This window comes from Streptococcus mitis (assembly GCF_003943905.1).
Taxonomy (GTDB): Bacteria; Bacillota; Bacilli; order Lactobacillales; family Streptococcaceae; genus Streptococcus; species Streptococcus mitis_BC.
Genome location: NZ_RJNS01000014.1, coordinates 1 through 690 on the forward strand (window position 1 = coordinate 1; position 690 = coordinate 690).

Here is a 690-nt window from a genome sequence, read left to right on the forward strand (position 1 = left end):
AAAGAATACCATTTACATCTGTGGGAGAAAGAGGACTGGGAGCAGGAGGGGATGCTGTGCCTGTATGAGCTGGTCAGTCACCATCCAGAGTTACTAGTTGGTGAACGTCGCCGATTATATGTGTGCTTTAAAACCAAATTCCGCAATCGCATCCTAGACTACATCCGTAAACAGGAAAGTCACAAGCGCCGTTTCGACAAAGAGCCTTATGAGGAGGTGAGCGAAATCAGCCATCGCCTAGGAGAAAAAGGACTGAGACTGGATGATTATTATCTCTTTCATGAGCTTCTAAAGAATTACAAGGCAAGTCAGAGTAAAGAAAAACAAGAACAACTTGACCGTCTAATGGGAGGAGAATGTTTCAAAGGACGCAAGGCACTTCTAGGAGAATTAAGAGTGGTATTGAGTGATTTTAGATAAACTGAAAATAGGCAAAAAATCTCTTGACAAAGGTAAAAAAGTAGGTATAATAGAAAGAGTTGAAAAACTCAAGGTCCGTTGGTCAAGGGGTTAAGACACCGCCTTTTCACGGCGGTAACACGGGTTCGAATCCCGTACGGACTATGTGTGTATCGCAGGGACGAAAAAAGTAAAAAAAGTTTCAAAAAAGTGTTGACATAGGTCAACAGCTGTGATATACTAATATAGTTGTCGCTTGAGAGAGATTGAGTGACAAAGACCTTTGAAAAC

Annotated in this window: 1 protein-coding gene and 1 tRNA gene; both read left to right on the plus strand. The window is 41.7% G+C overall.

The genetic code is table 11. The features are described 5' to 3' along the window. The coding region (locus D8854_RS09710) for a sigma-70 family RNA polymerase sigma factor (RefSeq protein ID WP_125450625.1) at positions 1-420 on the plus strand (420 nt) is incomplete at its 5' end. Positions 421-492: 72 nt separating this feature from the next. Further along, positions 493-564 (plus strand) — tRNA-Glu (locus D8854_RS09715). The last annotated feature ends 126 nt before the right edge of the window (positions 565-690 follow it).